This is a genomic window from uncultured Thiohalocapsa sp. (assembly GCF_913062725.1).
Taxonomy (GTDB): Bacteria; Pseudomonadota; Gammaproteobacteria; order Chromatiales; family Chromatiaceae; genus Thiohalocapsa.
Genome location: NZ_CAJXWY010000082.1, coordinates 1 through 12,583, shown reverse-complemented (window position 1 = coordinate 12,583; position 12,583 = coordinate 1). Strand labels below are relative to the sequence as shown.

Sequence of the window (12,583 nt, the reverse complement as noted above, 5' to 3'; positions counted from 1 at the left end):
CGTAGGAGTCTGGGCCGTGTCTCAGTCCCAGTGTGGCTGATCATCCTCTCAGACCAGCTACCGATCGTCGCCTTGGTGGGCCATTACCCCACCAACTAGCTAATCGGACGCGGGCTCATCCTGCAGCGAGAGCCCGAAGGCCCCCTTTCTCCCGTAGGACGTATGCGGTATTAGCCCGAGTTTCCCCGGGTTGTCCCCCACTACAGGGCAGATTCCCACGCGTTACTCACCCGTCCGCCACTCTACTCACTCCGAAGAGCTTTCGCGTTCGACTTGCATGTGTTAGGCATGCCGCCAGCGTTCAATCTGAGCCAGGATCAAACTCTTCAGTTCAATCTCAACTCGCCACCAGGTGGCGAGCAATCCTTTGGCTCGACAGGTCTCACCGTGTGATCCCCATCAAGCTGCGATTCACATCACAGAACTCAACGGAGCATCCACACAAGCTGACTCGATAGGTTGTTAAAGATCTGAACTCACCGAAGTGAGACCGACAATCATACGCCCCTCAGCTGAACTGTCAAGAGGGTTTTTTGAGAAATTTGCCGACCCCTAGGCCAGGCGGACGCGGGCAGCACGCCGCTTGCCGACTTGCAGCAGACGGGTTTCGCCCCGCGGGAAGGCGGCACGGCCGTCTCCGGCGCGCTCGCCATCGATCCTGACTGCACCCTGGGCGACCAGGCGGAGCGCATCGGAGGTGCTGGCGACGAGGCCGGCGGCTTTCAGGACCTGCGCCAAGGTTGGTGTGGCGTCCGGCACGAGCTCGACAACCTGCTCGGGCAGATCGGTCGGCAGCTCCTTACGCTGGAATCTCGCCGTAAAGGCCCGTTGCGCGGCGTCTGCGGCATCGACACCAGAGAATCGGGCGACGAGCTCGTGTGCCAGCTGTGCTTTCACGTCACGGGGATTCACCCCATCGTGGGCCACCGATCGCTGCAGCTCCTCGACCTCTACCTCAGGCCGATCGCTCAGGAGCTCGTAGTATCGCCACATCAGGTCATCGGAGATGGACATGAGCTTGCCGAACATGTCCTCGGGGACGTCCGTGATGCCGATGTAGTTACCGAGGGACTTGGACATCTTCTGCACGCCGTGCAGCCCCTCCAGGATGGGCAGCGTCACGACGGCCTGTGGTGCTTGCCCCGCATCCTGTTGCAGCTGCCGGCCCACCAGCAGATTGAATTTCTGATCCGTGCCGCCGAGCTCGACGTCTGCCCGCAGCGCGACCGAGTCGTAGCCCTGTATCAAGGGGTAGAGAAACTCGTGGATGGCGATGGGCTGCTGCGCCTTGTAGCGGCGGGAGAAGTCGTCGCGCTCCAGCATTCTGGCAACGGTGTGATGCGACGCCAGGCGCACCATACCCTCGGCCCCGAGTGCCGAGAGCCAGGTGGAATTGAACACGACCTCGGTCGCCTCAGGGTCGAGCACACGAAACACCTGCTCACGATAAGTATCTGCATTTGCAGCAACTTCGTCGCGTGAGAGCGGCTTGCGCGTGGCGCTCTTACCGGTGGGATCACCGATCATGGCGGTGAAATCGCCGATCACGAACAGGACTTTGTGCCCCAGCCGCTGGAACTGACGGAGCTTTTGCAGCAGGACAACGTGCCCGAGGTGCAGGTCGGGCGCCGTCGGATCGAAGCCGGCCTTCACGCGCAAGACGGCGCCGGCATTCAGCTTCTGCCGCAAATCATCCAGTCCGATCATCTCGACGGTGCCGCGCTGCAGGACCGCCAGTGCCTCGTCTGCACCAGGCATGCGCTCGCTCTCTTGTTGGGTGCCGGCCCAGTGCCGGTGGGGGTCGCCGCTGCGGTGGCGGTGACGACGAGCGCTCACCTTTCCAAGCGCGAACACCATCGTCTAGACTGCTGCGACACTTCTTTGACTGCCGCTATTTTACATGCGCGATTATAAAAGCGCAGGCACACAGCAACGTCGGGCGACGGCCAGGCAACCTGGATCGGGTCGGCGATGGCGCCGGTTAGGCGTCACGGCGATCGTCATCCTGTTGCTGGTGATCGGCGTCTGGGCCTTGTCCCAGTGGTGGCCGCTGCCACCCACCGACAGCACGCCTGCACGAACGACCGATGGTACGATTCCGTTGGTGCTGCCTCCGCCGCAGTCGGCCAGGCCGGCGAGAGAGACGACGCCCAATGGACTGATGAACGACCAATGACGGGCTCGCGGTCACGCAGATGGCGAGGTATTCATGCCGCCAGACGTCGGCGCGAGTGCCGGTGCGGAGGCTGTCCATGCCCGCGCGCCAGTGGTTTGGCTGCTGAGCAGCGTCAGCAGCCACGACCGTAGCAGTGCTTGGCGCTGCCGACGTTTCGACGCGGGCTAAGCATCACTCAAGCGCCGGCCCTCGCACCACCCTTCAAACGCCGAAGGATGAGCCACATCCGCAGGTCGTTGTGGCGTTGGGGTTGCGGATCACAAACTGAGCACCCTGAAGTCCTTCGGTGTAGTCGATCTCCGCGCCCATGAGGTACTGCAAGCTCATCGGGTCCACCAGCAGTTTGACGCCATCGGTCACGATTTCCGTGTCGCCTTCGTCGACATTCTCGGCGAACGTAAAGCCATACTGGAAGCCGGAGCAGCCGCCGCCCTGGATGTAGACGCGCAGCATCAGGTCATTGTTGCCTTCTTCGGAAATCAGGTCTGCGACCTTCGCAGCAGCCTGAGACGTAAACACCAGGGGCGCCTCTTCAGCGACGATATCGGTCATAGCAAAACTCCTCTGTTACTGCATGGTTGGAAGCGGCGGGCTCAAGTCGTTATCGCGAACGGTCGGCCGGCGTGTCGTGGCGGTGGCCGGACCATCAGCGGGCACCGACATCCACGCCTGCTGGCGCTTGCCCACGGGCATCCTGGCCACGGCCGCGGATTCACCCGCGAGGACGGTCTCCCAGAGCACCACCTCCTGGGATGCCATCAAAGTATCGTCCTTTGGCACGATCTCAATCATCAGTTCCACGGGGCTCGCTGCATCGGCGAGTCGGAAGCTGCCTTCGATGACCTGAAAGTGCTCGAAGGCAACGGTATGATGGCCGGCGCCGTCGTCCGTAGCCAGATCGGCCAGCGGTGTCATGACACGCTCGCCGGCCAACACCGTCACCACCGACAACACCACTTCACCCTCGCTCAGCCCGAAATCGGGCACGAGCTGCCCAAGCGTCAAGCGGTAGTGATAGCGACCGCCGCCGCGGTCGCGCAGCACCAGGCCGTCCACCTCGACGAGGCCCCGACCACTGGAGCCGATCAGCGCCCGCAGCTGCGTCAGCTGCTGCTGCAGGCGCATTCGCTCGCGCTCGAGCACCACGATCTGCGCCTGCGCGGCACGCTGCGCTGTGACATCCATGAGATGTGAGCGCTCCAGCTTGGCGCGCTTTTCACGCTGGGCTGCGAGCAGCTCGCTCTGCATATCGCGCTCGGTCTGCAAGGCCTGGATCCGCGCCATGGCCTGCAGCGCATCGTGCTGTGCCAGCAGATACCCCAAGGCGAAAGCCGTCGCGAGCAGGCTCAGCCAGCCGACACTGATCAACAGCCAACGGGTGCTGTCACCGCCCTCGGCCGCGGGCGCCTCGGTGGCGGTCGTGGTCACGCCCGGCGTATCCGCCGCATAGCCGTTGCATAGCCGTTACCCATCAGGCACACATCAGCCATACATCAGGGGACGAGAGCCACAGCGTCCAGGCCCGTGGACTCCGGAAAGCCCAACATCAGGTTCATGTTCTGCACCGCCTGCCCGGCGGCGCCCTTTACCAGATTGTCGATGACGGACTGCACCACCACGACGCCTTTGCCCTGCGGCTCCATGACACTCAAGCGGCACAGATTGGTGCCCCGAACCGAGCGCGTCTCCAGGGGCAGTGCCGCCGGCATTACATCGACGCAGGGCTCATCGCGGTAGCGTTGATCGAAGAGCGCCGTTAGATCGACATCGGCGCGCTTGCGCGGTGCGTAGATGGTCGCCTCGATGCCGCGCACCATCGGTACCAGGTGCGGCACGAAGGTCAGTGACACGGCACGCCCGGTGCTCAGCCGCAGCGTCTCCTCGATCTCCGGCTCATGGCGATGGCCCGCAACACTGTAGGCCTTGAAGCTCTCGCCCACCTCTGCCATCAGTAGCCCCGCGGTCGCCTTGCGGCCGGCACCACTGACGCCGGACTTGCCGTCGGCCACGATTCGTGCTGGCTCGATGGCGTCGGCCTCGAGCAGCGGCAGCAGGCCGAGCGTAATGGCCGTCGGATAACAGCCCGGGTTGGCTACGAGCCGGGCCCCGCGGATGGCTTCGCGGTTGACCTCCGGCAGACCGTAGACGGCCTCGTCCACCAGCGCCGGTGCGCCATGGCGCAGGCCATACCAGTGTTCCCAGACCGACAGGTCTTTGATGCGGAAATCCGCCGCGAGATCGATCACCCGGGCACCCGCTTCGAGCAGCGCCGGCGCCTGCGCCATGGCCGTGCCGTTAGGTGTTGCGAAGAACACCAGATCACAATCGCTCAGGGGCGCCCGGGCCGGATCCTGGAACACCAGATCACAGCGGCCTCGTAACATCGGCAGCACATCGGCGACGCGCTGCCCGGCATCGGCACGGGACGTAATGACCCGCACCTTGACCTGTGGATGGGCGCTCAACAGGCGCAGCAGCTCAGAGCCCGTGTAGCCGGTGCCGCCGACGATGCCGATGCTGGCCATGGCACGCCGCCTCAGGAGCAGCCGCCGGAGCTGGAGCCGCAGGTGCCGCAGCCACCGCCGGTGGCCGGCAGGTTGTTGAAGACGAACGTGGCTTGTCCGTCGCCGCGGTCGACGAAATCGATTTCGACGCCACGCAGGTAGCTCAGCGTGCCGTCGTCCACCACCACCTTATAGTCGCCGAAATCAAGCACACCGTCGTTATCGTTGATGGCGTCGGTGAAGGTCATGCCGAAGCTGACATCGCTACAGCCACCGGGTGCCGCATAGACGCGCACGCCGGCGATGCCGTCGTCGATGTCGGCGAACAGCTCGCTCATCTTGCCCTGGGCGGCGCCGGTGAGCGTCAGGTCGGTATCATTAAGGTGTGCCATGGCAACGGTACTCCGGGTTTTGTCTGCGAATCGCGGTAAGGACATTACGGACGCTAGCACAAGCCATCGGCTCATTTCCACATGCCACACTCAGGTACTCTGCGCTGGCGCAACTCGCAGCGTCTCGCCGTGTCACAGCTCTTCCATTTCGAAGTCTTCCTTGCCGACGCCGCACTCCGGACACACCCAGGTGTCGGGGACGTCCTCCCACTTGGTTCCGGGGGGAATGCCGTCATCGGGCCAGCCCAGCTCCTCGTCGTAGATGAATCCACAGACCATACACATATAACGCTTCACGTCTTGCTCTCCGTCTTCACTCCTCGCTCTTCCAAGTCGCACCCGGCGGAGCTCAGCCGCCGGGGATGCCTGTGCAGCGGCGCCACATCTGTGCCAGCGCACTGTATTTCAATGCCTTGGCAGACCCGCAGACCGCGCGCCACCGGGCGCATGTGGCATACCAATGGGCGCCCGGCGCGGGCATTCAGCTCAGGGTGTCGCCGGCGGTCCGGGCAAGGCCGCAGCCGCGGCGACATCGGCCCCTGCGGCAGCGCAATCGCGGGCATCGCGGGCGCTGTTACCATTGCCGGCCAACCAACGTCAGCGTCGCGGGTCCGGCGAAGGCGGCTCCGGCTTCGCGCGATCGTGCCCGCCACGTCATCACCCACCGTCCACAGGAGCCTTGCCCATGTCCCGATCCGAACAGTTCTTCGAGGCCGCCCAGCGCCATATTCCGGGCGGCGTCAACTCTCCGGTGCGCGCCTTCCGCAGCGTCGGTGGCACGCCGGTGTTCTTCGAATCCGCATCCGGCGCCCATATCACCGATGCCGACGGCAAGCGCTACATCGACTACGTGGGCTCCTGGGGACCGATGATCCTCGGCCACGCCCACCCCGAGATCATCGCCGCCGTCAGCAGCCGCGTCGAGAAGGGTCTGTCGTTCGGCGCCCCCACCGAGCTCGAGACCATGATGGCCGATCGCGTCTGCGCGCTGGTCCCGAGCATGGACCTCGTGCGCATGACCAGCTCGGGCACCGAGGCCACCATGAGCGCCATTCGCCTGGCGCGCGGCTTCACCGGCCGGGACAAGATCATCAAGTTCGAGGGCAACTACCACGGCCACGTGGACTCGCTGATGGTCAAGGCCGGCTCTGGCATGCTGACCCTCGGCGAGCCCAGCTCCCCGGGTGTGCCGGCGGCCCTCGCGGAGCTCACCCTCACCCTGCCGTACAACGACGCCGACGCGGTGCGCGAGACCATGGGCAGGCTCGGCGACCAGGTGGCCTGCATCATCGTCGAGCCCGTGGCCGGCAACATGAACTGCATTCCGCCGGTGCCCGGATTCCTGGAGGCATTGCGGGAAGTGTGCGATCAGCACGGCACGGCACTGATCTTCGATGAAGTCATGACCGGCTTCCGCGTCGCCCGGGGCGGGGCGCAAGCCCTGTACGGTGTCACCCCGGATCTCACCGCGCTCGGCAAGATCATCGGCGGCGGCATGCCCGTGGGGGCCTTCGGCGGCCGCCGCGACATGATGCAGCGGATCTCACCCCTGGGGCCCGTGTATCAGGCCGGCACCTTGTCCGGCAATCCCATCGCCATGACCGCCGGGCTCAAGACCCTGGAGCTGCTATCGGCGCCCGGCTTCCACGAAGCCCTCGCCGCCACCACCGAGCGCCTGACCCAGGGTATGGAGGCCGCCGCCGAATCCGCAGGCGTGGCCCTCAGCACCAACCGCGCCGGCGGCATGTTCGGCATCTTTTTCACCGCCCACGGGCCGGTCACCGATTTCCAGGGCGCCACCGGCTGCGACCAGGAGCAGTTCAAGCGCTTCTTCCATGCCATGCTGGCGCGTGGCGTCTACCTGGCCCCATCGGCCTTCGAGGCGGGCTTCGTCTCCGGCGCCCATGGCGAGGCCGAAATCGACGCCACCCTCGCCGCCGCACGCGAGGCCTTCGCCGTGGTGGCTGCGCACTGAGCGTTCGGCGTCGGGCCGGCGGTTGCGCCTCCGGCAGCCGCCGGCGAAGTGCGCCTGATCACCAGGCACCGCAGACAGGCGGTGCAGCGGCGCAGGCCCGGCTGGCGTCAACTGCCCCAGCGGGCGGACAGGTCGTGCGCCACATCCAGGTGGTCCAGCACCCGGGCGGCGACGAAGTCGTAGATTTCATCCACGTGCTGCGGGTTGAAGTAAAAGCCCGGGTTGGCGGGCATGATCACGGCACCCGCCCGCGCCAACCGCAGCATGTTCTCCAGATGGACGACGCTGAAGGGCATCTCGCGCACCACCAGGATCAGCTTGCGCCCCTCCTTAAGGGCAACATCGGCGGCGCGATCCATCAGATCCTGACTCAGCCCCGCCGCGATACTCGCCAACGTGCCGGTGGTGCAGGGGCAAATGGCCATCGCATCCGGCGGATTAGTGCCGCTCGCCACGGGCGCCGTCCACTGCTGGCGGCCAAACACCTGGATCTGCCCCGGCGCTGCGCCGAAGTGATCGGTGAAAAACGCCTGCGCCTCGGCGGGACGCCCCGGTGCATCCAGGCCCGCCTCCATCTGCATGACCACCTGCGCCGCCTGCGACACCAGCAGATAGACGCGAACGTCGGCATCGACCAGGCAACGCAGCACGCGCAGCCCGTAGTGGATGCCGGAGGCGCCGGTAAGGCCGACGGCGATGGTTTTGGTCCAAGTAGTCATCGGGCGGATTCACGGCGGCGCGCATGCTGCATGGCTGCGGGGAGATGGCGGCCGGCACACGCGAATGAAAGGCGCACGCCCCGATCGGGCCGGCGCAGGGCGTCAGGCGCGGCTGGCCAGTGCATCGAGCAGCAACTGATGGATACCCCCGAAGCCGCCGTTGCTCATCACCAGCACGTGGTCGCCGGCGCGGGCATCGGCGCCCACCGCTGCCACGATCTCCTCGACGGCGCCGGCCACCCGCAGACGCTCACCGAGGGGTGCCAGCGCCGCCGCGGCATCCCAATCCAAGTCGACGGGTGCATAGACCTGGACCTGATCCGCCGCGGCGAGTGACTGCGCCAGCGCCGCCGCGTGCACGCCCAGGCGCATGGTGTTGGAGCGCGGCTCGAGCACGGCGATGATCCGCGCTGCACCAACCCGGCGGCGCAACCCGTTCAGGGTGCTGGCGATGGCCGTGGGATGATGGGCGAAGTCATCATAGATCCGCACCCCGGCGACTTCGCCCCGCAGTTCCATGCGCCGCTTGACGCCGCCGAAGCGCCCCAGGGCCGCCGCCGAGCGCGCCGGCCCGACGCCGACGTGGGCGGCGGCCGCCATGGCCGAGAGCGCATTTTGCACATTGTGGGCGCCCGTCTGCCCCCAACGAACCTCGGTCTCTGCGCCGTCGGGCGCATGCACCCGAAAGGCCGACGCATCCGGGGCCAGCCATTGCGCCGACCAATCGCCGCCGTCACCGGTGGACTGAGTCGGCGTCCAGACCCCCCTGGCGAGCACCGCGTCCACCGCCGGCTGCGCCCGCGGATGCACGATGAGGCCGGTTCCCGGCACCGTGCGCACGAGATGATGGAATTGGCGCTGGATCATGGCCAGATCATCAAAGATGTCGGCATGATCAAACTCCAGATTATTGATCACCAGCGTCCGCGGACGGTAATGGACAAACTTGGAGCGCTTATCGAAGAAAGCGGTGTCGTACTCATCCGCCTCCACCACAAAGCACCGGCCTTCACCGAGACGCGCTGACACGCCGAAATCCTGGGGCACCCCGCCGATCAGGAATCCCGGCGCCAGGCCCGCATCCGCGAGCACCCAGGCCAGCATACTGGCGGTGCTGGTCTTACCATGTGTGCCCGCCACCGCCAGCACGTGGCGAGAGAGCAACAGATGCTCGGCGAGCCACTGCGGACCCGACACATAGGGCAGCCCGGCATCCAGCATGTGCTCGACGGCCGGCATGCCGCGGGTCATGGCATTGCCCACCACCACCACATCCGGCGCCGGCTGCAGCTGGGCGGCACCATAGCCCTGAATGAGATCGATGCCCGCCGCCGCCAGTTGCGTGCTCATGGGGGGGTAGACGTTGGCATCGGCACCGGTGACCCGATGCCCCAGCGCCCGCGCCAGCAGGGCGATACCGCCCATAAACGTGCCGCAAATACCGAGGATATGCAGATGCATATCAGGCCGCGCCCTGGGTCAGCGCACTGATGACGACGAAACTGAAGACATCGAAGGCGATGGCGATCACCACCCCCTGAGCCAGTGACAAGTTGAAGGCGTGGCGCAGGATATGCCCCACGACCAGCACACTCCAGCCCACCAGCGCCAAGAACATCAGCCCGGCCAGCAGCACATCCGTCCCCGGCTCGGCACCGACGGCCATGGGTTGCGCCAGCGACACCGGCAGCAGCGCCACCAGCCCGATCACCACGTCCGCCCCCACCAGCGCCGTGGCGGTTTGCATGTAACGCGCCTGCTTGTTCAACGCCTTCAGCGCCAGGTGCAGTATCCCCAACATCAGCGCCAAATCGAGCAGCGTCTGGGCGAGCCCGGCCAGCAGGGAGGCGCCGGCGGTGACGGACAGCAACAGGCCGCCGGCCACAGCCGCCGCCAGCACCAGGCCGAGCAACATCGTGGAGGCCGGCAGGTCCTGCGGATTACGGCGCAGCAGGCACAGCTCGATGAAAAAGTGGATGAGTGCGAGCAAGGCGAATCAGCGGGCGGATCCGTCGGCGACCGAAACAGCGCCGCATCATACCCCGTTGGCCCCGGCAAACGCCAAGCCACCCGCCAGGCGCGTGTCGTCTCAGCCCCGGGGGCGTGCGCCGGCGCCGAGCACCATCGCGGCCAGCAGCAGCGTCGCCGCCAGCAACAGCGTAGGCAGGCTGCCGACGCGCGCAAAGGGCGTTGCGCCGGCGCGCGGCTGAATCGTGCCGACCAGGGCGCCGCGCTCGAACAAGCCCAGCGCGGCGGTGACCCGGCCGCGGTGATCGATGAGCGCAGAGATGCCGGTGTTCGTCGCCCGGACCAACGGGCGGCCCGTCTCCAATGCCCGCAGCCGTGCAAACTCCAAATGCTGGTGGGGCGCCAGCGAGTCGCCGAACCAGGCATCGTTACTCACATTGATGAGATACGCCGCCGCCGGCAGGGCTTGGCGCACCGCTTCCGGGAAAACGTCTTCGTAACAAATGGAGACACCCACCGCGTAAGGGCCCACCTGCAACAAAGGCGCGGGCGCCTCGCCGCGGCTGAAATCGGACATGGGCACCTCGAACCAGTCGATCAGCGGGCGCAGCTGACGCTTGAAGGGCAGAAACTCGCCGAACGGCACCAGGTGGCGCTTGTAGTAACGATCGTCCTGACTGCCGATGCTGATCAGGCCGTTGTAATAGCGCTCAGCGCTTTCCATCACCGGCACCCCCAGCACCACCTCCGCGCCCGCCGCGCGGGCGTCCTCCGCCAATGGCGCCACCAGCGCCGACTCCACCTGATGCAGAAAGCTCGGCACAGCCGTCTCCGGCCAGACCACGACATCGGCCACATCGAGCACCTCGCGCGTGAGACCCAGGTAGAGCTCCAGCGTCGGCAACACACCATCGGCCGCCCACTTCACCGACTGCTCCACATTGCCCTGGATCACAGCAGCCGTGAGGGGACCATCCGCCGGTCGGGTCCACTCCACCCGGGCCAACAGCGTGCCGGCGAGCCATAGGCCGAGGAGCACCGCCAGCGCCGCCGGCCGGGCGGCCCCCCGGCGACGCAGCGCCACCACCAACAGCCCGGCGGACAGGGCCACCAAAAGGCTCAGTCCATGCACCCCCACCACCGGCGCCCAGCCGGCCAGGGGCGCCCCCAGCCCAGGCAGTGGATTGATCTGACCGTTGCCCGCGAGCAGCCACGGAAAACCCGTGAACAGCCAGCCGCGCACCCACTCCAGCAAGACCCAGATGGACGGCAGCACCAGCAGCGGACCGGCCCACCAATGCGCCATCGGCTGGCGGGGACGCAGGCGCGCGATCAACAGGGCGGCGACGGCATAGAACAAGGCCAGCGCAGCCACCAACACCAGCATCAGCGCATTGGCGACCAGCACCGGCATGTTGCCGAACTCGTTCAAGCTGATGCGAATCCAGAACACGCCGCAGCCAAACAGGCCCAAGCCGTAGAACCAGCCGGTGACGAAGGCACCCCGCCCATGCGGCGGTAGCAGCAGGAAACATGCGGCGATACTGACCACCGCCGCCGGGAACCAACCGAATGGCGCGAAAGACAGCACCATCAGCCCGCCCGCGGCGGCGGCCAGCAGCCAACGCAACAATCGGCCGCCAGAAAGAGATCGAGTCTCGGTGGACATCGCGGAGCGCCGCTTACGCACGGAAGTCTGAGTGGAAGGCGAGTGACCTACGGCGTCGTGGGCGGTGCCGTGGCGCAGCGGCATCATAGCCTCAGCTAATCATAGCGCTCGTCCTTCCAGCGGCGCAGGGCGGTGAAGACCTCGGTCTGATCGCGCAGCGGCCTGCCGGCGAATTGCTCGGCGGCGGCGACCACCGTCGGCGTCTGGGTGCGCATGAACGGGTTGGTGGCCAACTCCTGGGCGATGGTCGACGGCACCGTGGGCTCGCCGCGGGCCCGCAGCGCCCGGGCCTGATCGACCCGTGCGGCGAGATCGGCACTCTCCGGCTCCACCCAGGCGGCGAAGCCCAAATTCGCCAGGGTGTACTCGTGGGCGCAATAGCACAGCGTCTCCGGCGGCAGGGCGGCAAGGCGCCGCAGCGATGCCGCCAGCTGCTCGAAAGTCCCGTCGAAGACGCGCCCGCAACCGCCGGCGAAGAGCGTATCGCCGCAGAACAAGACGCCCGCCCCGAGATAGGCGATGTGGCTGGACGTATGCCCGGGCACGGCCAGCACCCGAAACGATGCGTCCAGACCGGGCGGCGCCACCGCGTCGCCCTCGGCCACGCGGCGCGTCGCCCCGCGGATACGCGCATCGGCGGGCGCCGTCACCAGCGCCGTCGGCCACTGCGCGAGCAAATCCGCCACGCCGCCCTGATGATCGTAATGGTGATGGGTCAGCAGGATGGCGGAGAGCTCGCGCCCCTGCGCGCGCAACCGCGCCACCACAGGCTCCGCGTCGCCGGGGTCCACCACCGCGGCGCGACGATCGGCGCCCGCGCCGTTGTGCAGCAGCCAAATGTAGTTGTCATCAAAGGCGGGTATGGGCTCGATCTGCAACATGGGTCTCCTCTTCACCACCGCTTGCCTGGCACGGTGCGCCTGCGGCGAGGCCGCGGGCGCTCATTCACCGCAGTCGCGTCATCCGGTGCCAGTACCAGACGGCGAGCCGCCGGCGACGCTGCTCGCGTCCACCGCTGCGGCGCCGCCATCGCCCGCCGAACCCTCCGCCGCCGTACTTGCCAGCACGGCGGGGATCTCGAGCTTCAGCGCCGCCATCTCGGTACGCACCGCCTGCTCGATGCCGTCGGCATCCAGGCCGCAGACGGCCATCTGCTCATCGTGGCCGCCCTGCTCGACGC

The 12,583-nt window shown here is 66.7% G+C and carries 13 protein-coding genes and 1 rRNA gene; 1 reads left to right on the top strand and 13 read right to left on the bottom strand.

All coding sequences use genetic code 11. The features are described from left to right. The 7 genes from QZ588_RS16475 to QZ588_RS16445 all read right to left on the bottom strand — a co-directional run. Positions 1-333 (bottom strand): 16S ribosomal RNA (locus QZ588_RS16475); the annotation flags it as partial. Between the two features lie 219 nt (positions 334-552). Next, entirely contained in the window at positions 553-1,758 is a 1,206-nt protein-coding gene (gene tyrS, locus QZ588_RS16470) for a tyrosine--tRNA ligase (protein WP_295544029.1), read from the bottom strand. 619 nt (positions 1,759-2,377) lie between these two features. Then, entirely contained in the window at positions 2,378-2,728 is a 351-nt protein-coding gene (gene erpA, locus QZ588_RS16465; protein WP_295544028.1) for an iron-sulfur cluster insertion protein ErpA, read from the bottom strand. Between the two features lie 15 nt (positions 2,729-2,743). Continuing rightward, positions 2,744-3,604 carry a DUF6776 family protein gene (locus tag QZ588_RS16460; protein ID WP_295544027.1) on the bottom strand — a complete coding sequence of 287 codons (861 nt, stop codon included), beginning with the start codon at positions 3,602-3,604 and terminating at the stop codon, positions 2,744-2,746. Positions 3,605-3,669: 65 nt separating this feature from the next. Continuing rightward, positions 3,670-4,701, bottom strand: a complete 1,032-nt coding sequence (argC, locus tag QZ588_RS16455; protein WP_295544026.1) for an N-acetyl-gamma-glutamyl-phosphate reductase — start codon at positions 4,699-4,701, stop codon at positions 3,670-3,672. Between the two features lie 11 nt (positions 4,702-4,712). Further along, on the bottom strand, positions 4,713-5,072 hold the full coding sequence (locus QZ588_RS16450; protein WP_295544025.1) for an iron-sulfur cluster assembly accessory protein: 360 nt from the start codon (positions 5,070-5,072) through the stop codon (positions 4,713-4,715). Between the two features lie 132 nt (positions 5,073-5,204). Further along, positions 5,205-5,369 carry a rubredoxin gene (locus tag QZ588_RS16445; RefSeq protein ID WP_295543930.1) on the bottom strand — a complete coding sequence of 55 codons (165 nt, stop codon included), beginning with the start codon at positions 5,367-5,369 and terminating at the stop codon, positions 5,205-5,207. A 388-nt stretch (positions 5,370-5,757) separates the two neighbouring features. Here QZ588_RS16445 and hemL point away from each other — a divergent pair, with 388 nt between their 5' ends. Beyond that, positions 5,758-7,047 carry a glutamate-1-semialdehyde 2,1-aminomutase gene (gene hemL / locus QZ588_RS16440; protein ID WP_295544024.1) on the top strand — a complete coding sequence of 430 codons (1,290 nt, stop codon included), beginning with the start codon at positions 5,758-5,760 and terminating at the stop codon, positions 7,045-7,047. Positions 7,048-7,154: 107 nt separating this feature from the next. Here hemL and QZ588_RS16435 read toward each other — a convergent pair whose 3' ends face one another. The 6 genes from QZ588_RS16435 to QZ588_RS16410 all read right to left on the bottom strand — a co-directional run. Next, a complete protein-coding gene (locus tag QZ588_RS16435) occupies positions 7,155-7,766 on the bottom strand; it encodes a flavin prenyltransferase UbiX (protein ID WP_295544023.1) in 612 nt (203 codons plus the stop codon). A gap of 102 nt (positions 7,767-7,868) precedes the next feature. Further along, a complete protein-coding gene (mpl, locus tag QZ588_RS16430) occupies positions 7,869-9,227 on the bottom strand; it encodes a UDP-N-acetylmuramate:L-alanyl-gamma-D-glutamyl-meso-diaminopimelate ligase (RefSeq protein WP_295544022.1) in 1,359 nt (452 codons plus the stop codon). A gap of 1 nt (position 9,228) precedes the next feature. Further along, positions 9,229-9,756, bottom strand: coding sequence for a hypothetical protein (locus tag QZ588_RS16425; protein ID WP_295544021.1), 528 nt, complete (start codon positions 9,754-9,756; stop codon positions 9,229-9,231). Positions 9,757-9,855: 99 nt separating this feature from the next. Beyond that, the gene (gene lnt, locus QZ588_RS16420) at positions 9,856-11,364 is read right to left on the bottom strand and encodes an apolipoprotein N-acyltransferase (protein WP_366929595.1); all 1,509 of its coding nucleotides are present in this window, start codon (positions 11,362-11,364) and stop codon (positions 9,856-9,858) included. Positions 11,365-11,498: 134 nt separating this feature from the next. Then, positions 11,499-12,284, bottom strand: coding sequence for a hydroxyacylglutathione hydrolase (gene gloB, locus QZ588_RS16415; protein ID WP_295544020.1), 786 nt, complete (start codon positions 12,282-12,284; stop codon positions 11,499-11,501). Between the two features lie 78 nt (positions 12,285-12,362). Then, positions 12,363-12,583, bottom strand: a 221-nt coding sequence (locus QZ588_RS16410; RefSeq protein ID WP_295544019.1) for a hypothetical protein, incomplete at its 5' end; no start/stop codon positions are given.